The organism is Falsochrobactrum shanghaiense (assembly GCF_003149535.1).
Classification (GTDB): Bacteria; Pseudomonadota; Alphaproteobacteria; order Rhizobiales; family Rhizobiaceae; genus Brucella; species Brucella shanghaiense.
The window spans coordinates 556364-577862 of sequence record NZ_QGDB01000002.1 but is presented as its reverse complement, the minus strand read 5'-3'; the positions used below and the strand labels follow the sequence as shown (position 1 = coordinate 577862).

Genomic DNA, 21499 nt, shown 5'->3' with positions numbered 1-21499 from the left:
ACTCATGAGATGCCATGTCCGTTGAGCGCGCAAGCTTTTACATTCTCCTGACTCTGGTTACCATAGCCTTCGCGTGGCTGCTCATTCCCTATTACTCGGCTGTTTTATGGGGGATCATTCTCGCTATAATTTTCTATCCCGTGCAGCAATGGCTGGTGCGCATGCTGCGTGGCCGGCGCAATATCGCGGCAATGTTGTCGGTATTGATGTGCATTTGTCTCGTCATTATTCCGATGCTTTTGATTTTCGGCTCGCTGGTTCAGGAAGGCAATTCCCTTTATCAACGTCTCAGCACGCGGGAATTTGATCTGAACAGTTATATTTCACGCATCACGGCTGCCTTGCCCGATTCACTGGAAGAATGGCTGATGCGTTTCGAACTGGGCAGCTTTGCCGAGTGGCGCTCGCGTATTTCATCGGCCGCCTTGCAGGCCAGCCAGCTTTTTGCAAGCCGTCTGGTAAGCTTCGGGCAAAATACCGCGCAATTCCTGATCAGCTTCGGCATCATGATCTACCTGCTTTTCTTCCTGTTTCGCGACGGGGCGGAACTGGGATCGACGATCCGTAAAACCATTCCGCTCAGCGATGATTATACACGCCAGTTCCTCGATAAATTCGCAGCCGTCATTCGTGCGACCGTCAAGGGCAATATTATCATCGCGGTCATACAGGGGACGATCGGCGGCGTTACCTTCTGGCTGCTGGGCATAGAAGCTGCGTTGCTGTGGGGGGTGGTGATGACGTTTTGTTCCATGCTGCCTGCCGTCGGCGCGGCACTGGTCTGGGCGCCTGCGGCCACATGGTTCATTCTCAGCGGTCAATGGGGCCGGGGAACAATATTGATCCTTATGGGGGTGCTGGTCATTGGCATGATCGACAATCTGCTGCGCCCGCCGCTGGTGGGCAAAGGCACGCGCATGCCTGATTATGTGATCCTGATTTCAACAATCGGTGGCATATCACTGGTGGGCATTAACGGATTTGTCGTGGGACCAATGATTGCGGCAATGTTTATTGCGGCATGGTCCTTGTTTGGGAATGAACAGGATAAACAGGAAGAAATATAGGGTTTGATGCGCGTGCAATCGGGGCGGTAGCCATCAAAAAAGAACGCCCGCTGCACCGGGAGGAGGAAGTGTGCAGCGGGCTGATCTGGAAAGCGCGATAGGGAGGAGGAGTATCGCGCTTCATGTCCAGTTTCTGGGAGGAGTAAAACTGAACAACCTCTAGATAGGGGCGGTACGCACTACTTGCAACGCCGGATACTGCAATGCAGATATGCATTTGCGAATAGCTTGGAACGCATCCCGCATAAGGATAGGTCTTGCCTTGCTATGAAATCAGGCCATATTCTGATCAGGCAGAAGAAAGCACTGGCTGGCCATGGCGCAAATTCGTCTCAAGAGAATTTATGAAGACCCGTCGCCGGGCGATGGTTATCGTGTGCTTGTGGATCGGGTATGGCCGCGGGGCATGACCAAGGAAAAGGCGGCTATCGATCTATGGGCCAAGGATGTCGCCCCGTCCACCGAGCTGCGCAAATGGTTCGATCACGATCCGGCCAAATGGGACGAATTCCAGCAAAAATACCGCAGGGAAATCGAAGGCAACCTTCCCGCTGTGCGCGAAATTGCCAGCAAGGCCAAGGGCAAGACGCTTACGCTGCTTTATGGCGCAAAGGATGAAGAGCACAATCAGGCCGTGGTGCTTTTTGATTTCATGCAATCGCTTTGATCAGAAATCGTCACCGTGATGGCGATAATGTCTTAAATAGGCAAAAGCACTCCCTGCCAGAATCGGCAGAATGACCAGCGCCATCCAGAATATGATATTGCTCATTTTGTTCCCTCCCTTTTCGCCACTATAACATGACGAGCCATGAGGAGAAACGCGCAGGCCGTGGGATCGTTCCGTAATCGGCCCGTCGCGCCTCGGAGCGCAAACAAATTGAAAAGGCATCGTTTTCTCTTTGCGGGGCTGGCATTGTATGTGCCGCTATGCTCAATGGCCTGTGTGGGAATAAAATTCCACCACGTCAGCCCGGTCTGACGTGCAAGCACTTGTCAGCGCATGTGAATTTGGATAGTAGTAGCGATACATCAAGAGTTGGGGCGACGCCCAACGCCAACCTGCCTCTCCGGGCAAGGTGGTACTTCCTTCAGGAAGGATGTGGCCAGCCGGCAAATAAACGGATCAAGCCACATGCGTCTGCTCTGACATAACGAAGGACTGACGCGACAATGCCCATTAAAATTCCTGACGATCTGCCCGCAACCAGCGTTCTCGAAGCCGAGGGCGTCATGGTCATGCGTGAGGCCGACGCCATTCGTCAGGATATAAGGCCGTTGAGAATAGGCCTCCTTAATCTGATGCCCAACAAGGTGACGACCGAAACGCAGATCGCGCGGCTTCTGGGCGCCACGCCGCTTCAACTGGAGCTGACATTGGTGCGCATCACCAATCACGTCGCTCGCCATACGCCTGCCGACCATATGCTTTCCTTCTATCGTCCATGGGAAGAAGTGAAAGAGGAACGGTTTGATGGGTTTGTGATTACCGGCGCGCCGGTCGAGCGGCTGCCTTTCGAGGAAGTCACCTATTGGGACGAGATGCAGCGGATTTTCGACTGGACGCAAACCCATGTCCACCGCACATTCAATATTTGCTGGGCAGCGCAGGCGGCGGTTCATCACTTCCATGGAATGGATAAATATGAGCTTCCGCAAAAACTGGTCGGTGTTTTCCGCCAGCGCAATCTTGCGCCGTCATCGCCCTATCTGCGCGGCTTTTCGGATGATTTTGCGATTCCCGTCTCCCGATGGACGGAAGTACGCGAAAACGATATTCCGGGCGGGAGCGAGTTGAAAATTCTGGTCGATAGCGCGGAGAGCGGGCTTTGCCTGCTTGACGACCCGGAGCATCGCGCGCTGCATATGTTCAACCATGTCGAATATGACACGACATCGCTGGCGGACGAATATTTCCGCGATATGCAGCTTCAGCCGGATACAGCGCTGCCAGTGAATTATTTCCCCAATGACGATGTGAACCGCAAACCGGAAAATCGCTGGCGCGGTCATGCGCATCTGCTTTTCGGAAACTGGATCAACGAATTGTACCAGTCCACCCCTTACGATCTGGAGCAGATCGGGAAGGGCTGATGGGGCCTAGAATGCCAGCGGCTGGTTGTCCTTGACTTCCTTCATCACGAAGAAAGTGCGGATCTGGCGCACGCCCGGCAGCGAAATCAGTTGCCGGCCGTGCAATGCGTTGAAGTCCGCCATGTCGCGCACGCGCACCTTGAGCAGATAGTCGAAATCCCCGGCCACCAGATTGCAGTCGAGCACTTCCTTCATCTGCACCACCGCATTTTCAAAATCGCCAAAACTTTCCGGCGTCGAGCGGTCGAGCACCACGCCGACCATCACCAATGCGCCCAGCCCGACCGCGCCGGGTGCAATTTGCGCACGCACGCCCGAAATATAGCCCTGCTCGAACAGCCGCTGCGTACGACGATGACAGGTCGCAGCGCTGATGTGAACGCGGGTTGCCAGTTCCGCATTGGTCAGCCGCCCGTCCGCCTGAAGCGCGCGAAGGATTCGCAGGTCGATACGGTCAAGTTCATGCATGAAAGAATCTTTCATTATCATCGAGTAATATGAGAGCAATCTTAGATTACTATTTATATCACGATCTATAAACGAAATTTTTAGATAAAAATAGAGAGCACCTTTCAGCGGCTTTCGCCTATGTTTCGCGCATCAACAACGGAGACAAGCCATGCCGCAGACCAAATCACTTCTTGAAAAATTTGAACGCTATAAGCTGACCTTCGACGGCCCCACGCCTATCGAGCATCTGCCGCGCCTGAGCGAAGCCCTTGGCGGCAAGATCGATATTTACGCCAAGCGCGACGATTGCAATTCCGGCCTTGCCATGGGCGGCAACAAGCTGCGCAAGCTTGAATATATCGTGCCCGACGCCATTGCCTCGGGGGCTGATACGCTGGTTTCGATTGGCGGCGTGCAGTCCAATCATACGCGAATGGTGGCTGCGACTGCCGCCAAGATCGGCATGAAATGCGTGGTCATTCAGGAGAAATGGGTTCCGCATTACGATGCGGTCTATGATCGCGTCGGCAATATAATGATGACGCGCCTGATGGGTGCGGATAGCCGTCTGGTCGAGGACGGTTTCGACATCGGTATCCGCAAAAGCTGGGAAGATGCGATCCAGTCGGTCAAGGATGCGGGCGGAAAACCCTATGCGATCCCGGCAGGCGCTTCCGTGCACAAATACGGCGCACTCGGTTATATCGGCTTTGCTGAAGAGGTGGCGCAGCAGGAAGAAGAGCTTGGCTTCAAATTCGACTATATCGTCGTATGCGTGGTGACGGGTTCGACACAGGCGGGAATGATTGTCGGATTTGCCGCGCAGGACCGCGCGCGGCAGGTGATCGGCATCGATGCATCCGGCACGGTCGAGCAGACGCGCGCGCAGGTGCGCCAGATCGTCGATAATACCGCCGAACTGGTAGGGCTTGGCCGCGAAATAAGCGACGACGAGATTCATATCAATCCCGATTATGCCTATCCCGCCTATGGCGTTCCATCCGAGGAAACCAACGAGGCGATCCGCCTTGCCGCGCGCACCGAAGCGATGATTACCGATCCGGTCTATGAGGGCAAGTCGATGCAGGGGCTGATCGACCTCGCCAATAAGGGCTTTTTCCCGGAAGGGTCGAAGGTGCTCTATGCTCATCTTGGCGGCGCGCCTGCGCTCAATGGCTATAGCTATTATTATCGCGAGGGCTAAACTGCCTTGAAAGCCATGCAGGGGAATCGAGCCTTCAGGCCCGGTCTCCCTGCATGGGGATTGCAACTGCGCAAAATAAGCGGGAACGTAAAGTAACGCTCATGACCAGCTCTTCTCATCTCAAGACCATCGAACAACGGCTCCTCTGGCTTTCTCACTGGATGATCCATCACGCCAATCATATTCGCCCGAAGGTCGACGCCATCAAGATCGGCGGTCATCAGGCAAGTTCGGCGTCAATGGTCTCGATCATGACGGCACTTTATTTCTCAGCTTTGCGCCCGCAGGACCGGGTTGCGGTGAAGCCGCATGCTTCTCCGGTCTTTCATGCGATGCAATATATGATGGGCAATCAGACGCGCGAGAAGATGGAGAATTTCCGCGGGCTTGGCGGGGTGCAGAGCTATCCGAGCCGCACCAAGGATATTGACGATGTGGATTTTTCCACCGGCTCTGTCGGGCTTGGCGTTGCAGTAACCGCATTCGCTTCGATCGTGCAGGATTTCATTGCAAGCAAGCAATGGGGCAGCGATGTGGAGCAGGGCCGCATGGTCGCGCTGGTGGGCGATGCCGAGCTGGACGAGGGCAATGTCTATGAAGCCTTGCAGGAGGGCTGGAAGAACGGATTGCGCAATTGCTGGTGGATTATCGATTATAATCGCCAGTCGCTGGATGGTATCGTCCGTGAGGGCCTGTTTACGCGGATCGAAAAGATTTTCGACGCTTTCGGCTGGGATGTGGTGCGCGTTAAATATGGCGCATTGCAACACGCAGCTTTCGAGGAGCCGGGCGGCGAAAAGCTGCGCGACTGGATCGACCAGTGCCCCAATCAGGAATACTCGGCGCTGACCTTCATGGGTGGGGCCGTCTGGCGCAAGCGTCTCATGGACGATCTTGGCGATCAGGGCGATGTGTCCCGGCTTATCGAGCGTCGCAGCGATGCCGAGCTCTCCGCCCTGATGGAAAATCTTGGCGGCAATTGCGTTTCCACCATGGCGGATGTTTTTGCCGCCATCGATCATGACCGCCCCACCTGTTTCCTTGCCTATACGATCAAGGGTTGGGGAACGCCGATTGCAGGTCATAAGGACAATCATGGCGGGCTGATGAACACGAAGCAGTTCGCCGAATGGCAGGCTCATATGGGCATCAAAGAGGGCGAGGAATGGGAGCATTTCGCCAATGTCCCCGATGCGGCGGCGCTCAAGGCATTTTTGCGTGACGTGCCGTTTTTTGCGCGCGGAAAACGTCGCTATCACGATGCGGACCTCGCGGTTCCGCAGATCGAGATCGACAGCGCGCGCGAAGTCTCCACCCAGACGGCTTTCGGCAAGATTCTCGATGATCTGGCCAAGGGCGGCGGCGAACTGGCGGATCGCATCATGACGACTTCGCCCGATGTGACCGGAACCACCAATCTGGGACCATGGGTCAACCGGCGCAAGCTTTTTGCCCGGGAGGCGATGGCCGATGCTTTTATCGAGCACCGCATCCCCTCGACGGCGAAATGGGAATTTACGCCCAAGGGACAGCATATCGAGCTTGGCATTGCCGAAATGAACCTCTTTTTGCTGCTGGGAGCTGCGGGTCTGAGCCATTCGCTGTTTGGCAAGCGGCTGATTCCTATCGGCACGGTCTATGATCCCTTTGTCAGCCGCGGCCTCGATGCGCTCAATTATGCCTGCTATCAGGATGCGCGTTTCATGATCGTCGGCACGCCCTCCGGGGTGACGCTTGCGCCCGAAGGCGGCGCGCACCAATCCATCGGCACGCCGCTGATCGGCATGAGTCAGGATGGGCTGGCGGCGTTCGAGCCTGCCTTTGCCGACGAGCTTGCGGTCATCATGCAATGGGCATTCGATTATATGCAGCGCGACGGCGAAGGCGATCCCGACGAGCGCACATGGCTGCGCGACGAAACCGGCGGATCGGTCTATCTGCGCCTGAGCACCAAGCCGCTCGAACAGCCGGTGAAGCGCGCGGACGACGACTTCCGGCAGGGTGCCATCGACGGCGCTTACTGGCTGCGCAAGCCCGGCCCCAATTGCTCGGTGGTGATCGCCTATCAGGGTGCAGTCGCCGATGAAGCCATTGCCGCAGCCGGAATGATTGGGGAATTCAGGCGTGACATTGGCGTTCTGGCGGTAACTTCTGCAGACCGCCTCAATGCAGGCTGGACGGCGGCGCAGCGTGAGCGCGCGCGCGGCAATTCCTCTGCAAAAAGCCATATCGAAACCCTGCTCGACCCGCTGCCCAACCATTGCTCCATCGTCACCGTAATCGACGGGCATCCGGCAACACTTTCATGGCTTGGTGCCGTGGCGGGGCATCGCACGATCCCGCATGGCGTCGAGCATTTCGGCCAGACTGGAACCATCGGCGATCTTTATCGCCATTTCCGGATTGACCGCCATGCGCTGGTTGCATCCGTCAGCGCGCTTACGGCAGGAAAGCGCACATTGCAGGTGGTTTCGTCCTGAATAGCTGGCCCATGAACGAGATGCCGCATTGAAAATGTTCAAAGTAAAGTCGAAGTTGCGCTATACAAGCATTTCCAGCAAAAGCGCGTAGCGGTTTTGCGTCCGGATAATGCGTAAAAAAGATGATATGCGTGGCTCCGCGCAACTTCGATTTTTTGAATGAGGTTTTGGTGCTCAGTGTTTCCTATTTGACGGCTGCCGGTGCGGGTGCGCTTTCGTTTCTTTCGCCCTGCGTGCTTCCGCTGGTGCCGCCCTATCTTTGCTATATGGCGGGTGTCAGCGTCGAAGACTTCCGGGGCAACAGCCCGGCGGGTATCGCTGCTGCGCCAAGGCAGCGACGCTCGCTGGCGTTTGCCGCAATTTCTTTCGTGCTCGGATTTACGACGGTTTTCGTGGCGCTTGGGGCAGGCGCCTCGTCAATCGGTGCATTTTTGCGCATGTGGCAGCAGGAAATCGCCATCGTCGCGGGCATTGTCATCATTTTGATGGGGCTGAATTTTCTCGGGCTTTTGCGGTTTTCATTCCTTTCGCGCGAGGCGCGTTTTCAGGCGCGTAATGCGCCCGCTTCGCCACTGGGGGCCTATGTCATGGGCCTTGCTTTCGCCTTCGGCTGGACACCCTGCATCGGGCCGGTTCTGGGGCCGATCCTGACACTTGCAGGCGGCAGCAGCACCGTGGGCGAGGGCGCATCGCTGCTGGCGGTCTACTCGCTGGGGCTTGGCATTCCGTTTTTGATCGCCGCTCTTTTTTCGGGTGCATTCATGCGCTTCCTGTCCCGTTTTCGGGTTCATCTGGGCAAGGTAGAGAAAGCCATGGGCGGACTTCTCATTGTTGCAGGCGTCTTGTTTCTTACCGGCGGCATGCAATCCTTTTCGTTCTGGCTGCTTGAGACGTTCCCTGCCCTGGGCAGGCTCGGCTGACCAATTGTAAGTTTCCATATACGCTTTGATGCTATGGGCGGATAAGCGCTTCAATAATTACGGACGATATGATGACTGACCGTACCTGCCTTTCCATCGTGCTTGCCGCTGGCGAAGGCACACGCATGAAATCGAACCTGCCGAAAGTGCTCCATCGCGTGGCCGGACTGCCGCTGGTTTGTCATGTCGTCAAGGCGGTGCAGGGGACAGGACAAAGCGATGTCGCGCTGGTCGTCGGGCGTGGTGCCGATGAAGTGCGCGGGGCGGTCGAGAAAATTGCCGGAGAAGTTTCTTCCTTCGAGCAGAAAGAGCGCCTCGGCACCGCCCATGCGGTTCTGGCTGCGCGCGAAGCCATCGAGCGCGGCTATGACGATCTGCTGATCGTCTTTGGCGACACGCCGCTCATCGAGGCGCAATCTTTGCAGGCGGCGCGCGCGAAGCTTGCCGATGGCGCCGACGTGGTCGTCATCGGCTTTCGCCCGGACAATCCCCATGGCTATGGCCGTCTGATCGAGGAAAATGGCCGACTGGTCGCAATCGTCGAGGAAAAAGAAGCGACGGAAGATCAGAAGAAGATCGGTTTCTGCAATGGCGGGCTGATGGCGGTGCGTGGGCAGCATGCGCTGGCGCTGCTTGACGCGGTCGGAAACGATAACGCCAAGGGCGAATATTACCTCACCGACATTGTGGCCATTGCCCATGCGAAGGGGCTGAAGGTGACGGCGATTGAAGTGCCGCTCGATAATGTCATCGGCATCAATAATCGCGCCGAACTGGCCGAAGCAGAAGCCATCTGGCAGAACCGCAAGCGCCGCGAAATGATGCTTGCGGGCGTCACGATGATTGCGCCTGAAACGGTATTTTTCTGCCATGACACGCTGATCGAGGCCGATGTCGTTATCGAGCCGAATGTGTTTTTCGGCCCCGGCGCGCATGTAGCATCGGGTGCGGTCATTCACGCTTTCTCGCATATTGAAGGTGCGTATATCGGTAAGAATGCTGAAATCGGACCGTTCGCAAGGTTGCGTCCGGGTGCTGATCTGGCCGAAAAATCCAAGGTTGGCAATTTCTGCGAAGTCAAGAATGCCAAGGTCGGCAAGGGCGCGAAGATCAATCACCTCACCTATATTGGTGATGCCACTATCGGCGCGTCGAGCAATATCGGCGCAGGCACGATCACCTGCAATTATGACGGCTATAACAAGCACAAGACGGTGATTGGCGAGAACGCCTTTATCGGCTCCAACAGTTCACTGGTAGCTCCGGTCGAGATTGGCGATAATGCTTATGTGGCTTCCGGCAGCGTGATTACCGCCAATGTGCCGGCCGATGCGCTGGCGCTGGGGCGTGCGCGACAGGAAAGTAAGGAAGGCCGCGCGAAAATCCTGCGCGAGAAATATGCCGCCATCAAAGCAGCTAAATTGTCATCATAGAACAACCAGACCATTCTTGCCCTTTCAAAGCCGGGCATTTACATCGCTCGCAATAATCCCAAGACGTATCGGAGCAGTCCATGTGTGGAATCATTGGCATCATCGGAAAAGACGAAGTAGCGCCGCTTCTGGTGGATGCCCTGAAACGGCTCGAATATCGCGGCTATGATTCCGCTGGTATCGCCACGCTGCAAAATGGCAAGCTGGATCGCCGCCGCGCCGAAGGCAAGCTTGTGAACCTTGAAAAGCGTCTTGGTGGTGAGCCGTTGCCCGGCACCATCGGCATCGGCCATACGCGCTGGGCGACGCACGGCAAGCCGGTGGAGCGCAACGCCCATCCGCACATCACCAAGCGCCTTGCAGTGGTGCATAATGGCATTATCGAGAATTTCGCCGAATTACGCTCTGCGCTGGAAGCCGATGGTTACACATTCGAGACCGAAACTGATACGGAAGCCGTTGCGCATCTGGTGACGCGCGAACTCGACAAGGGCAAGTCGCCGATTGAAGCCGTGCGCGATTGCCTGCCGCAATTGCGCGGTGCTTTTGCTCTCGCCTTCCTGTTCGATGGCGACGAAGAACTGCTGATCGGCGCACGTCAGGGGCCGCCGCTCGCCGTTGGTTATGGCGACGGTGAAATGTATCTTGGTTCCGACGCGATTGCGCTGGCGCCCTTTACCGATTCCATCGCCTATCTGGAAGATGGCGACTGGGCGGTGCTGACGCGCAAGGGTGTCACCGTCTATGACGAGACCAACAGCCAAGTCGAACGTCCCGTGCAGAAATCGCAAAGCGCGGGTTTTCTCGTTTCCAAGGGCAATCACCGCCACTTCATGGAAAAGGAAATGTTCGAGCAGCCGGAAGTCATTTCCCATACGCTCGCCAATTATCTTGATTTCACAAAGGGCACGGTGCGACAGGAAGCTGTCGGGGTCGATTTCAGCACAATCGACCGTCTGACGATTTCGGCCTGCGGCACGGCTTTTTATGCGGCTTCGGTCGGCAAATACTGGTTCGAGCAGATCGCGCGCCTGCCGGTCGATTGCGATATTGCTTCGGAATTCCGCTATCGCGAAATGCCGTTGTCGAAAGATACGCTGGCCATGTTCATCTCGCAGTCGGGTGAAACGGCGGATACGCTGGCCTCATTGCGCTATTGCAAATCGCAAGGGCTGAAGATCGCCTCGGTGGTCAATGTCACCGGCTCGACCATTGCACGCGAATCCGATGCCGTCTTCCCGACGCTTGCGGGCCCGGAAATCGGTGTTGCATCGACCAAGGCTTTCACCTGCCAGCTTTCGGCGCTGGCTTCGCTTGCTATCGCTGCTGCCAAGGCACGTGGCGTCATTGACGACAAGCGTGAACAGGAACTGGTGCGCGAGCTTTCCGAAGCACCGCGTTTCATCAATCAGGTGCTCAAGCTGGAAGAGGAAATCGCGACTGTTTGTCATGAACTGGCCAAGGTCAATCATGTGCTTTATCTGGGTCGCGGCACATCCTTCCCGCTGGCGATGGAAGGGGCGCTCAAGCTCAAGGAAATTTCCTATATCCACGCCGAAGGCTATGCAGCTGGTGAACTCAAGCATGGCCCGATTGCGCTGATCGATGAAGCCATGCCGGTTATCGTGATTGCGCCATCGGATCGTCTTTATGAAAAGACCGTTTCCAACATGCAGGAAGTGGCGGCACGCGGCGGACGCATCATCCTGATTACCGATGAAAAGGGTGCCAAGGCGGCCAGCATCGACACGATGGCGACCATCGTCCTGCCCGACGTGCCGGAATTCATTACGCCGCTTGTTTATGCGCTGCCGATCCAGATGCTGGCTTATCACACCGCCGTCATCATGGGCACGGATGTCGACCAGCCACGCAATCTGGCAAAGTCGGTAACGGTGGAATAAAATATCATAGGCTGACAACGATGGCCGCAATTTGCGGCCATTTTGCTATCCGGCCCGCAACAGCCGGATGGCCTCGTCCCGTCCGAAGAGATAGAGCAGCACGCGCAGCGCCTGCCCGCGCTCGCTCTCAAGATCGGGATCGCTTGCCAGAATATAGCGGGCATCCTTGCGCGCGATTTCCAGCAGATCACCATGCGCCTCGATGGAAGCGAGCCGAAATCCCGGCGTGCCCGACTGGCGGGTTCCGAGCAACTCACCTTCGCCGCGCAGTTTCAAATCTTCCTCGGCAATGCGGAAACCGTCTTCCGTTTCGCGCATCACTTTCAGCCGTGCCTGGCCGACCTCGCCCAGTGGCCCCTTATAAAGCAGCAGGCAGGTGGACGGCTTGTCGCCGCGCCCCACGCGCCCGCGCAACTGGTGCAATTGCGACAGGCCGAAGCGCTCGGCATGTTCGATGACGATAATCGTCGCATCCGGCACATCGACGCCGACCTCAATGACGGTGGTGGCCACCAGAAGCCGCGTTTCGCCCTGCTTGAAGGCGCGCATGGCCTCGTCTTTCTCCGCGCCATTCATGCGGCCATGGATCAGGCCGATTTTATTGCCGAAGACAGATTTCAGAGATTCAAAGCGTTCTTCGGCGGAAGTCAGTTCAACGACTTCGGATTCCTCGACCAGCGGGCAGATCCAGTAGATTTTCTGGCCGTCGGCTACGGCCTTTGCAATACGCTCCACCAGTTCCCCCATACGCTCCATGGGCAGGATTGCCGTGGTGATCGGCTGCCGTCCGGCGGGTTTTTCGGTCAGTTTTGATACGTCCATATCGCCAAAAGCGGTGAGAACGAGCGTGCGCGGAATAGGCGTCGCGGTCATGACGAGCATATCCGGCGCAGCCCCTTTGGCGGTCAGCATCAGACGTTGATGCACACCGAAACGGTGCTGCTCATCGATGATGACAAGAACCAGATCGTGATATTCGACTTTTTCCTGAAACAGCGCATGGGTGCCGATGATGATGTCGATCTCGCCGCTTTTCAGTCCTTCCAGCACTACATTGCGATCACGCCCTTTTTCGCGGCCTGTTAAAAGTGCTGCTTTCAGTCCCGCCTTTTCGGCCAGCGGCGCAATGGTCGCAAAATGCTGGCGCGCGAGAACTTCCGTTGGCGCCATCAGCGCCGATTGCCCGCCTGATTCGGCGGCATGCGCCATTGCAAGCAATCCTACGACTGTCTTGCCCGACCCCACATCGCCCTGCAAAAGCCGCAGCATACGCTCGGGCGATTTGAGATCGGCAATGATTTCGCGCACCGCCCGGTCCTGACTTGCCGTCAACCGATAAGGCAGGTGGCGCATGATTTCGGCAATGATGCGGCCTGTTCCGTCAAGCGGACGCCCCGAAAGCCGCCGCGTCCTGGCACGAACAAGTGCCAGTGCCAGTTGACCGGCCAGAAATTCGTCATAGGCAAGCCTGCGTCTCGTAATGCCTTCCAGCGCAATATCGCCTGGGTCTTCGGGCAGATGCATCGTGTTGAGCGCTGTGCGAAAATCCGCAAAACGCTCGCGGGCAAGCAAAGGCCCATCGATCCATTCGGGGAGTTCCGGCACGCGGGTAAGGGCTTCCTTGACGGCGCGCGCAAGCGTTTTGGACGAAAGACCCGCGGTCAGCGGATAGACGGGCTCGACCATCGGCAGGCTGGCGGAATCCTCAAGACTGGCGATATAGTCCGGGTGCACCATCGAGGCGCGGCCATTGAACCATTCCACCTTGCCCGAAACCACGACGGTTTCTCCTTCCGGCAGCATTCTCTCCAGCCATGGCACTTGCGCGTGAAAGAAGGTGAGGGCGATTTCACCGGTATCGTCATGAGCAAAGACGCGATGGGGCACATTGTTGCGACCGCGCGGCGCGGGCTGGTGCTGGTCGATCACCACTTCGAGCGTGACGATTGCCCCTTCCTGCGCGAAGGCAATGCCGGGGCGGTTGCGCCGGTCAATGACACTGTGCGGCGGCAGGAAGAGAAGTTGCCCGACTTTCGGCTCGGCACCGGGTACATCGGTTCCCAGCAATTTACCAAGCAAAGCCGCCACTTTCGGGCCAATGCCGGAAAGCGAGCGAACAGAAGCGAAAAACGGATCGAGCAGGGACGGACGCATGACAGGGAGCATTAACTGCTTTATTTCCATGTGCAAGCCCGCGAAATAGTTTTGTACTATTTTTGTTCTTGCTCTAAAACGGGTTCCCACTTGCGTGTCAGATGCTATATACCGGCACTGATTTATCAATGGAGCGCGATGACGATGACTGGCAGCACACTTGCGGGGGAAAATCTCGATGTAAGGCGTCGCAAGCTTCTGTTTCGCGCCTGGCATCGCGGCATGCGGGAGATGGATCTGATTCTCGGTCAATATGCCGACCAGCATCTTGTCGGCTTTACCGATGCGCAACTTGATGAATTCGAGCATCTTCTCGAAGTGCTCGACCGCGATCTTCTCAAATGGGTGACGGGCGAAAGTCCGATTCCCGCCGACTATGATACGCCGTTTTTCCGCGACATCGTTGCTTTCCGCGACCGCATAAAATTCTAAGATAGAGCCGTAATGCCCGTTTTCAGCAAACTAGGTCTCAAGCCCATTGTCGCGGCTGGTGTAAGCCGCCATATCGTGATCGACGGCGTTGCCGATGGTTTCGAGGCGTTCTGTCTCGCGCGTCTGGTGGAAGAGATCGGCGAACGCGGACCTGTGATGTATATTGTGCGTGACGGGCAGCGCATTGCTGATCTCGAACAGGTGCTGGGCTTTGTTGCGCCTGATCTGCCGGTCCTGCATTTGCCCGCATGGGACTGCCTGCCCTATGATCGCGTGTCGCCGGGCGCGGATGCCAGTGCGCGCAGGCTTGCCGCGTTAAGTGCGCTGGCGCATTTGAAGAAGTCGCCGCATCCGGCAATCATCCTGACCACCGCCAATGCCATTTTGCAGAAGCTGCCGCCGCAGGCGGCGATAGAAGAACAGGTCATTTCCGCGCGCCCCGGCAATCAGCTCAATATGAACGATCTGGCGTCCCGGCTTGAGCGCAATGGCTTCGAGCGCGTCTCGACCGTGCGCGATATTGGCGAATATGCGGTGCGCGGCGGCATTCTCGATCTTTTCGCGCCGGGCGCGGAGGAACCGCTGCGGCTTGATTTCTTCGGCGATACGCTGGAAACGATCCGCGCCTTCGATCCGGCTTCGCAGCGCACCACCGGAACGCGCAAGGAATTCGTGCTTCAGCCGATGAGCGAGATCACGCTTGTCCCCGATATGATCAGCCGGTTCCGCAAGAATTATGTGGCCATGTTTGGCGCGCCGCAGCGTGACGATGCGCTCTATCAGGCAATCAGCGAAGGCCGCCGTTTTGCGGGCATGGAGCATTGGCTGCCGTTATTTTATGACGAGCTGGAGACGATCTTCGATCATGCTGGCGGCATGCCGGTGGTCTTTGATCATCTGGTGCATGAGGCGCTGACCGAGCGCCATGCAACGGTTGTGGATCATTATGAGGCGCGGCTGCGTCAGGCAGAAGGCAAGGAAACGGGCAGCGAGGCCGTGCCCTACAAGCCGGTCAGACCGGAAATGCTTTATCTTTCGCCCGAGGAGGTGGAAGACAAGGCGCAGGCTGCGGGTTTGCGCATCGATCTGACGCCCTTTGGCGCGCCGGACGTTACGGGCCGGAAAATTCTGCATGCGGATACGCATAAGGGCCGCAGCTTTGCCGAAGAGCGCGCCGCAACGGACGTCAATCTGTTCGAAGCCGTCGTGAAGCACATTGCCGAACTGCGCGCGGCTGGCAGAAAAGTTGTGGTCGCCGCCTGGTCGGAAGGCTCGCTGGACCGTCTGCTTCAGGTGCTGGACGAACATGGTCTTGAGAAAATCGAGACTGTTGACCGGCTTGCAACCGTCAAGGCGCTTTCGCGCGACAAGGTAACGGCGGCGGTTCTGGCTGTCGAAAGCGGTTTTGATGCAGGCGATCTCGTTGTTGTTGCCGAGCAGGATATTCTCGGCGACCGGCTGATCCGGCGCTCGAAGCGCCGCAAGCGCGATCAGGATTTCATCTCTGAAGTCGCCTCGCTCAATGCGGGCGATATTGTCGTTCATGTCGATCATGGTATCGGCCGCTTTATCGGCCTCAAGACGATCACCGCAGTCGGAGCGCCGCATGATTGCCTTGAAATCCATTATGCGGGCGATGATCGGCTGTTCCTGCCGGTTGAAAATATCGAGCTTTTGTCGCGCTATGGATCGGAAGGCTCCGATGCCGTTCTCGACAAGCTGGGTGGCGGCGCATGGCAGGCACGCAAGGCCAAGCTCAAGAAGCGGCTCTTGGAAATTGCCGGTCATCTGATCCAGATTGCCGCCGAACGCCAGATGCGCGGCGCGCCGGTGATGACGCCGCCAGAGGGACTTTATGCCGAGTTTGCCGCGCGCTTTCCCTATGACGAAACCGATGACCAGCTAACCGCCATTGAAGCGGTCGCAGACGATCTTGCCGAAGGAAAGCCGATGGATCGCCTCATTTGCGGCGATGTCGGTTTTGGCAAGACGGAAGTAGCCTTGCGCGCCGCCTTTATCGCTGCGATGAGCGGCGTGCAGGTGGCGGTGGTGGTGCCGACGACGCTGCTTTCCCGCCAGCATTTCAAGACCTTTTCCAAGCGTTTCCATGGATTGCCGATCAATGTGGCGCATGCATCGCGGCTTGTGGGCGCAAAGGAACTTGCAGCAACCAAGAAGGGACTGGAAGAGGGGACAGTCGATATTGTCGTGGGTACGCATGCGCTGCTTGGCAATTCGATCCGGTTCAGGAATCTTGGCCTGCTGATCATCGACGAAGAACAGCATTTCGGCGTCAAGCACAAGGAACGGCTCAAAGAGTTGAAATCCGACGTACATGTGCTGACGCTTTCGGCAACGCCCATTCCGCGCACCTTGCAGCTTGCACTGACGGGGGTGCGCGAGCTTTCGCTGATTACCACGCCGCCGGTGGATCGCATGGCCGTGCGCACCTTCGTTTCGCCTTTCGACCCGCTGGTTATCCGCGAAACGCTGCTGCGCGAGCGCTATCGCGGCGGGCAGAGTTTTTATGTCTGCCCGCGCATCGCCGATCTTGCGGAAATCGAAGATTTTCTGAAAGAACATGTACCCGAACTCAAAGTTGCGGTGGCACATGGCCAGATGGCGCCGGGCGTGCTCGATGACATCATGAATGCCTTTTACGACGGACAATATGACGTGCTGCTTTCCACGACCATCGTGGAATCGGGACTGGATATTCCAACGGCCAATACGATGATCGTGCACCGGGCGGATATGTTCGGCCTGTCGCAGCTTTACCAGTTGCGCGGGCGCGTCGGGCGTTCCAAACAGCGCGCCTTTGCGCTGTTCACGCTTCCGGCGGGAAAGATGTTGACCCAGACCGCGGAACGGCGGCTGAAAGTGCTGCAATCGCTCGATACGCTTGGCGCGGGCTTCCAGCTTGCCAGCCACGATATGGATATTCGCGGCGCGGGCAATCTGCTCGGCGAAGAGCAATCCGGCCATATCAAGGAAGTCGGGTTCGAGCTTTATCAGCAGATGCTGGAAGAAGCGGTCGCGACGCTCAAGGGTTCGGTCGAGGTCGAGGACAGCCAGTGGTCGCCGCAGATTGCGATTGGCACAGCGGTGATGATACCGGACAGCTATGTGCCCGACCTGCAATTGCGCCTCGGCCTTTATCGTCGTCTGGCCGATCTGGAAGAGCCGCAGGATATTGACGCCTTTGGTGCAGAACTTATCGACCGTTTCGGTCCCTTGCCGGAAGAAGTGCAGCACCTGCTCAAGATCGTCTACATCAAAGCGCTCTGCCGCAGGGCGAATGTCGAAAAACTCGATGCCGGACCGAAAGGCGTGGTTATCCAGTTCCGCAATGCGACCTTCGCCAATCCGGTCGGGCTGGTGAAGATGATCGGCGAACAGGGCTCCATGGCGAAGATCAGGCCGGATCAGAGCATCGTCTTCATCCGCGACTGGGCGACGCCGGAGAAGCGCCTCAACGGTTCTGCCGTCATCATGACGCAATTGGCAAAAATCGCTGCGGAATAGAGCCAGCCATCCGGGCTTGGTCAGGCAGACATTCGCAGCTTGATTTCCGCATTGAGCAGAATGCGCGTGCTATCTGGCGGGTTCGCCTGAGAACCCGCAGCTTCGCCAAGTGTGCGAAACAATAAATCCATGGCGAGGCGACTTATTTCATTATAGTCCTGTGCCACGGTGGTCAGTGGAGGGCAGCAATATTCGGAAAGCGGATTATTATCATGTCCGGCAATACGAATATCGCAGTCTTTAAGTCTCCCGACTTTCAGTCCCGCCTGCCACGCTGCCGCCATGACGCCGAAAGCGATACGATCATTCGCGCAAAGGATCGTGCTGGTGGGGAAACCGCCTTTTTCTCGCAAGATATGCGCCGCTTGCTCAAAGGCATATTGCTCAAAATCCCAGCTATTGGCCGGTTGCAGCTCCACGATGCGCGGTTCTGCCCCAAGTTTTTCCATCGCCGCGCAATAGGCGTGCTGACGTTTGAGCGCATTATTATTCACATCCGGCATCGCGAAATAACAAGGTTCGCTCCCTGAACGGCACAGATAATCGACGATCAGATGGAAGGATTTCAGATTATCGGTTCCGACAAATGGCGAGTTGTTGTCGAGCGGAGAGTCGACGTAGATAATCGGCACATCGGAAGCAAGGCGAGCGAGTGCTGCATGCTGGGACTGTTCGCCAAGCGGTGCAATGATTGCACCGGCTACGTTGAGCGAGCGCAGGGTTTCGATGGCGCGCATTTCGAGTTCCGGCTTGCCGTCCGACGAGAGCACAATGGCCAGATAGCCCCGCTGCTCGGCGAGGCTTTGGAGCTTACGCGTCATGGCCATATAGAAATGGTCAAGCTGGTTGGGGATGATGATGCCCAATATTGTCGTGCGGCGCCGGTTCAGGTTGACGGCGAAAAGATTGGGCCGGAAACCGGACTGTTTTATCGCAGTCTCAATTCTCGCGCGGGTCTTCGGCCGGACGGACGCGGGGTCGTTGAAATACTTGGAAACGGTCGGACGGGACAGTCCGACGAAATCCGAAAAATCTTCCATGGTGCGGATATTCTTGCGCACATCCTTGTCCTGTCTCATCGTCCCGACGCCACTTGCCGCGTATGGTCATTGCATGATTGCCGGTCCCTGCGGCTGCGAAACCTTTTAGCCTGTTTTCGCAAACCATGAAGATCGGCACATGTATTTTTTAAAGATTTCAAGAGTCTGGTAGTCTTGCCAACTCCAGCAAGCTGGCAAAGGCCGGTCGAAACGTCAAGCGCGCAAATGATCAGCATAGTTTGATGCAGCTATATTCGAGATGTGTTAGACTTTGCCGCAAAAGAAGAGGAGGCGGGGCGCGGCGCAAATTACCCCGCGATAATCGGGACGAAGGGCGATCTGCTTTGGAAGGCGAAATGTGTACCCCTGCTTGACAAGCGGCGGATATGCACGCGATAAAGTTTACACATGTAAGGTATTTGTTATGCATTCGTAAAGGAGGAGACGAGATGCGGACCAAATCTCATGCAATAGGGCTGATCGGCTCGGTGGCGGCGCTTGCCCTGATCGCCGGGGCGGCTTCGGCTGAAGAACTGACGATTGCCACCGTCAATAACGGCGACATGATCATCATGCAGAAGCTCTCGCCGGAGTGGGAAAAGGAAACCGGCAACAAGATCAACTGGGTGGTGCTGGAAGAAAACGTGCTGCGCCAGCGCGTGACCACAGACATCGCGACCAAGAGCGGCCAGTTCGATATTCTGACCATTGGCGGCTATGAAACGCCGATCTGGGGCAAAGCCGGGTGGCTTCTTTCCGTCGATGATCTTGGAGACGATTATAATTACGACGATCTCATCAAGCCTGTCCGCGCCGGTCTGACGGTTGATGACAAGCTCTATGCCGTGCCTTTCTATGCGGAAAGCTCGTTCACGCTTTACCGCAAGGACCTGTTCGAAGCCGCGGGCCTGACCATGCCTGACGAGCCGACTTATGAGCAGATCAAGGAATTCGCCACCAAGCTCACCGACAAGTCGAAAGAGCAATATGGCCTTTGCCTGCGCGGCAAGCCGGGCTGGGGCGAAAACATGGCCTATCTGGGTACGCTCGTGAATACTTTCGGCGGGCGATGGTTCGATGAGGAATGGAATCCGCAGATCAATTCGGACGAATGGAAAAAGGCGATCAACTTTTACGTCGAGCTGATGAAGGAAGCTGGCCCTCCCGGAATTACCTCCAACGGCTTCAACGAAAATCAGGCCCTCTTCTCCACCGGCCATTGTGCGATGTGGATCGACGCCACTTCCGCCGCCGGTCGCATCTATGATCCCAATCAAAGCCAGGTTGCCGACAAGGTCGCCTTCACCAAGGCGCCCGTTGAGGTAACGCCGAATGGTTCGGCATGGGCATGGTCCTGGAATCTTGCCATTCCGGCTTCGACCAAGAAGGCGGAAGCGGCCAAGTCGTTCCTCAAATGGGCGACATCACAGCAATATGTCGAACTGGTCGGCGAAAAGGAAGGCTGGGTAGCGGTGCCGCCGGGTACGCGTCAGTCGACCTATGCCAACGAGAAATACAAGGAAGCGGCGCCATTTGCGGATACGGTCCTCAAGGCCATTGAATCCGCAGACCCGACCAAGCCGACCCGGGATCCTGTTCCCTATACGGGCATCCAGTTCGTCGCTATCCCTGAATTTCAGGCGATCGGCACGATTGTCGGACAGGCCATTTCTTCCGCCGTGGCCGGACAGCAAAGCGTTGACGCAGCACTCGACAGTGCGCAGCGCCAGACTGAGCAGATCATGAAGCAGGCAGGTTACATCAAGTAAGCCTGAGCGCTTGACCTGCCGCTCTGTGGAGGCGGCGGCAGGTCTGCTTCTTCGCAAATCTGCATTGCTGCCGGAGGCAATGGCGAACAAGGGAGGAAATATCCATCATGCCGACAAGCCAGATGTTTGCCGCCGGTAGCGGATCGCGGTTTGCACGAAAATCGCGCCGCAATGTTCGCACCGGCCCGCTGCTTGCACCCGCTGTCATCCTGCTGCTTTTATGGATGATCGTGCCGCTGGCAATGACGCTCTGGTTTTCGTTCCAGTATTACAATCTCATCAACCCATTCGTCACCGGCTTTGCCGGATTTTCAAACTACAAGTTCCTGCTGGCCGATCCGGGGCTGTGGTCCGCAATCGTCAATACATTGATACTTGTCATCTCAGTATTGGTCATTTCGATAGTGCTCGGCGTTTTTTTCGCGGTTCTTTTCGATCAGGATTTCTGGGGGAAGAATATAGCGCGGCTTCTGGTGATCGCGCCTTTCTTCGTAATGCCGACCGTCTCCGCGCTGATCTGGAAAAATCTTCTGATGCATCCGGTCAATGGGCTTTTCGCATTCATCGCGCGCAGTTTCGGAATGCCGCCGATTGACTGGTTTGCACAATTTCCCATGGCATCCGTCATTTTGATCGTTTCATGGCAATGGGTGCCCTTTGCGACGCTGATCCTGATGACCGCCATGCAGTCGCTGGACCGGGAGCAGATGGAGGCAGCGCGCCTTGATGGCGCCAAGGGACTGGCGATGTTCTATTACATGATCCTGCCGCATCTGCTGCGCCCGATCTCGGTCGTCATTATGATCGAGACGATCTTCCTTCTGGCGATCTTTGCCGAAATTCTCGTTACCACTTCAGGCGGCCCGGGTATCGCAACCACGACACTGACCTATTTCATCTATCTTAAAGCGCTTCTGCAATGGGATATTGGCGGGGCTTCGGCGGCTGGCGTAATTGCCATCATCCTTGCCAATGTGGTTGCGATTTTTCTCATTCGCACCGTCGCGCGAAACCTGGATAATTGAGG

Annotated in this window: 15 protein-coding genes and 1 riboswitch; of the genes, 12 read left to right on the top strand and 3 right to left on the bottom strand. The window is 56.8% G+C overall.

Annotation, left to right across the window (positions count from 1 at the left end):
- The first annotated feature begins 14 nt into the window (after positions 1-14).
- From DKP76_RS06530 to DKP76_RS06515, 3 genes are all read left to right on the top strand, one after another.
- Positions 15-1067 (top strand): AI-2E family transporter, encoded by a 1053-nt coding sequence (locus DKP76_RS06530; RefSeq protein WP_109705624.1) that lies wholly within the window; start codon positions 15-17, stop codon positions 1065-1067.
- A gap of 316 nt (positions 1068-1383) precedes the next feature.
- On the top strand, positions 1384-1734 hold the full coding sequence (locus DKP76_RS06525) for a DUF488 domain-containing protein (protein WP_109705623.1): 351 nt from the start codon (positions 1384-1386) through the stop codon (positions 1732-1734).
- Between the two features lie 357 nt (positions 1735-2091).
- Positions 2092-2198, top strand: a riboswitch (SAM-I-IV-variant riboswitch).
- Positions 2199-2240: 42 nt separating this feature from the next.
- Positions 2241-3161: a homoserine O-succinyltransferase gene (locus DKP76_RS06515; RefSeq protein WP_109705621.1), complete on the top strand. Its 921-nt coding sequence runs from the start codon at positions 2241-2243 to the stop codon at positions 3159-3161.
- A 6-nt stretch (positions 3162-3167) separates the two neighbouring features.
- Here the strand turns inward: DKP76_RS06515 and DKP76_RS06510 are convergent, their stop codons facing one another.
- Entirely contained in the window at positions 3168-3629 is a 462-nt protein-coding gene (locus DKP76_RS06510) for an Lrp/AsnC family transcriptional regulator (RefSeq protein WP_425349369.1), read from the bottom strand.
- Between the two features lie 151 nt (positions 3630-3780).
- On the opposite strand from DKP76_RS06510, the gene DKP76_RS06505 reads away from it, so the two are divergent.
- From DKP76_RS06505 to glmS, 5 genes are all read left to right on the top strand, one after another.
- Positions 3781-4815: a 1-aminocyclopropane-1-carboxylate deaminase gene (locus DKP76_RS06505; protein ID WP_109705619.1), complete on the top strand. Its 1035-nt coding sequence runs from the start codon at positions 3781-3783 to the stop codon at positions 4813-4815.
- 101 nt (positions 4816-4916) lie between these two features.
- Positions 4917-7295 (top strand): 1-deoxy-D-xylulose-5-phosphate synthase N-terminal domain-containing protein, encoded by a 2379-nt coding sequence (locus DKP76_RS06500; protein WP_109705876.1) that lies wholly within the window; start codon positions 4917-4919, stop codon positions 7293-7295.
- A 170-nt stretch (positions 7296-7465) separates the two neighbouring features.
- Entirely contained in the window at positions 7466-8215 is a 750-nt protein-coding gene (locus DKP76_RS06495) for a cytochrome c biogenesis CcdA family protein (protein ID WP_109705875.1), read from the top strand.
- Between the two features lie 71 nt (positions 8216-8286).
- On the top strand, positions 8287-9648 hold the full coding sequence (gene glmU, locus DKP76_RS06490; RefSeq protein WP_109705874.1) for a bifunctional UDP-N-acetylglucosamine diphosphorylase/glucosamine-1-phosphate N-acetyltransferase GlmU: 1362 nt from the start codon (positions 8287-8289) through the stop codon (positions 9646-9648).
- Positions 9649-9728: 80 nt separating this feature from the next.
- Positions 9729-11552 carry a glutamine--fructose-6-phosphate transaminase (isomerizing) gene (gene glmS, locus DKP76_RS06485; RefSeq protein WP_109705618.1) on the top strand — a complete coding sequence of 608 codons (1824 nt, stop codon included), beginning with the start codon at positions 9729-9731 and terminating at the stop codon, positions 11550-11552.
- Between the two features lie 45 nt (positions 11553-11597).
- Here glmS and recG read toward each other — a convergent pair whose 3' ends face one another.
- A complete protein-coding gene (gene recG / locus DKP76_RS06480) occupies positions 11598-13718 on the bottom strand; it encodes an ATP-dependent DNA helicase RecG (RefSeq protein WP_199224761.1) in 2121 nt (706 codons plus the stop codon).
- Between the two features lie 132 nt (positions 13719-13850).
- On the opposite strand from recG, the gene DKP76_RS06475 reads away from it, so the two are divergent.
- Together DKP76_RS06475 and mfd are read left to right on the top strand one after the other, a co-directional pair.
- On the top strand, positions 13851-14138 hold the full coding sequence (locus DKP76_RS06475; RefSeq protein ID WP_109705872.1) for an FAD assembly factor SdhE: 288 nt from the start codon (positions 13851-13853) through the stop codon (positions 14136-14138).
- A 12-nt stretch (positions 14139-14150) separates the two neighbouring features.
- Positions 14151-17663, top strand: coding sequence for a transcription-repair coupling factor (gene mfd / locus DKP76_RS06470; protein WP_109705617.1), 3513 nt, complete (start codon positions 14151-14153; stop codon positions 17661-17663).
- 20 nt (positions 17664-17683) lie between these two features.
- Here the strand turns inward: mfd and DKP76_RS06465 are convergent, their stop codons facing one another.
- A complete protein-coding gene (locus tag DKP76_RS06465) occupies positions 17684-18703 on the bottom strand; it encodes a LacI family DNA-binding transcriptional regulator (protein ID WP_109705871.1) in 1020 nt (339 codons plus the stop codon).
- Between the two features lie 449 nt (positions 18704-19152).
- On the opposite strand from DKP76_RS06465, the gene DKP76_RS06460 reads away from it, so the two are divergent.
- Both DKP76_RS06460 and DKP76_RS06455 read left to right on the top strand, forming a co-directional pair.
- Positions 19153-20472, top strand: coding sequence for an ABC transporter substrate-binding protein (locus tag DKP76_RS06460; protein ID WP_109705616.1), 1320 nt, complete (start codon positions 19153-19155; stop codon positions 20470-20472).
- Between the two features lie 107 nt (positions 20473-20579).
- On the top strand, positions 20580-21497 hold the full coding sequence (locus DKP76_RS06455) for a carbohydrate ABC transporter permease (RefSeq protein WP_109705615.1): 918 nt from the start codon (positions 20580-20582) through the stop codon (positions 21495-21497).
- Positions 21498-21499 lie beyond the last annotated feature (2 nt).

Coding starts and splice junctions, on each gene's coding strand:
- DKP76_RS06530 (WP_109705624.1), top strand. CDS start 15: ATGTCCGTTGAGCGCGCAAGCTTTTACATTCTCCTGACTCTGGTTACC.
- DKP76_RS06525 (WP_109705623.1), top strand. CDS start 1,384: ATGGCGCAAATTCGTCTCAAGAGAATTTATGAAGACCCGTCGCCGGGC.
- DKP76_RS06515 (WP_109705621.1), top strand. CDS start 2,241: ATGCCCATTAAAATTCCTGACGATCTGCCCGCAACCAGCGTTCTCGAA.
- DKP76_RS06510 (WP_425349369.1), bottom strand. CDS start 3,629: ATGCATGAACTTGACCGTATCGACCTGCGAATCCTTCGCGCGCTTCAG.
- DKP76_RS06505 (WP_109705619.1), top strand. CDS start 3,781: ATGCCGCAGACCAAATCACTTCTTGAAAAATTTGAACGCTATAAGCTG.
- DKP76_RS06500 (WP_109705876.1), top strand. CDS start 4,917: ATGACCAGCTCTTCTCATCTCAAGACCATCGAACAACGGCTCCTCTGG.
- glmU (WP_109705874.1), top strand. CDS start 8,287: ATGACTGACCGTACCTGCCTTTCCATCGTGCTTGCCGCTGGCGAAGGC.
- glmS (WP_109705618.1), top strand. CDS start 9,729: ATGTGTGGAATCATTGGCATCATCGGAAAAGACGAAGTAGCGCCGCTT.
- recG (WP_199224761.1), bottom strand. CDS start 13,718: ATGCTCCCTGTCATGCGTCCGTCCCTGCTCGATCCGTTTTTCGCTTCT.
- DKP76_RS06475 (WP_109705872.1), top strand. CDS start 13,851: ATGACTGGCAGCACACTTGCGGGGGAAAATCTCGATGTAAGGCGTCGC.
- mfd (WP_109705617.1), top strand. CDS start 14,151: ATGCCCGTTTTCAGCAAACTAGGTCTCAAGCCCATTGTCGCGGCTGGT.
- DKP76_RS06465 (WP_109705871.1), bottom strand. CDS start 18,703: ATGGAAGATTTTTCGGATTTCGTCGGACTGTCCCGTCCGACCGTTTCC.
- DKP76_RS06460 (WP_109705616.1), top strand. CDS start 19,153: ATGCGGACCAAATCTCATGCAATAGGGCTGATCGGCTCGGTGGCGGCG.
- DKP76_RS06455 (WP_109705615.1), top strand. CDS start 20,580: ATGCCGACAAGCCAGATGTTTGCCGCCGGTAGCGGATCGCGGTTTGCA.